Genomic DNA, 685 nt, shown 5'->3' on the forward strand with positions numbered 1-685 from the left:
ACGCCTGCTTTGCGGGAGCCGACCTTACTGGCGCTGCGTTTACAGGCGCTTGCTTAGCAGGAACTGATTTTACAGGAGCGAAGGTCAGCCGCGTACATTTTACAAGAGAACAACTGAATGAAGCTATTGGCTTGTCTGCTGTGGCAATGCCTTCTCCCTCCCCATCTTCCCTGATAGCTTCACAGGCAACAGATACCGTAAGTAAAGGAGGCGGGATGTAATGAGATATTTTCGGCTTATGGTGGACGAGCGCATCAAGCATCGGGTGGAGCCTGCTTCCCTGTCTCCGTTGCAGGTGGAAGATATCCTTTCGGATCACAACAACAATATGCAGACGGAAGACACTCCCCTGTTTTTAGCTGTACATACGGATTCACGAACCGTCTATCCGGATTTCCTCGAGTTCCCTTTGCCGCTGGTTTCCGATGCAATGAAAGCAATGCTGGAAAAATATATGCCGGGATTGGAATGGAAAGCTGCTATACTTACCGATTTTCAGCAAGCCAGGCAGGATGTGTATTGGGTGCTGCGTCCTCCGGCGGTAGATTGTCTATCTGCCCAAACCGAGTGGTATCCCGGTCATACCTTGAAGCATTTGGTTCTCAGGCGAGAGAAAATCGAATCGCCCATCTTTCGGATCGCCGGCTTATTGGAAGCCCATATCTATATTGATCTGGCTGTGGCG

General features: G+C 50.4%; 2 protein-coding genes. Both read left to right on the forward strand.

Annotated features, from left to right (window positions below):
* On the forward strand, positions 1–221 hold a 221-nt coding region (locus JO375_RS16345; protein WP_229525467.1), incomplete at its 5' end, for a pentapeptide repeat-containing protein.
* Positions 221–685: hypothetical protein (locus tag JO375_RS16350; protein WP_229525468.1), on the forward strand; the 465-nt coding region annotated here is incomplete at its 3' end. The genes JO375_RS16345 and JO375_RS16350, both read left to right, overlap by 1 nt.

Origin of the sequence: Paenibacillus farraposensis (assembly GCF_020736845.1) — a bacterium.
Taxonomy (GTDB): Bacteria; Bacillota; Bacilli; order Paenibacillales; family Paenibacillaceae; genus Paenibacillus; species Paenibacillus farraposensis.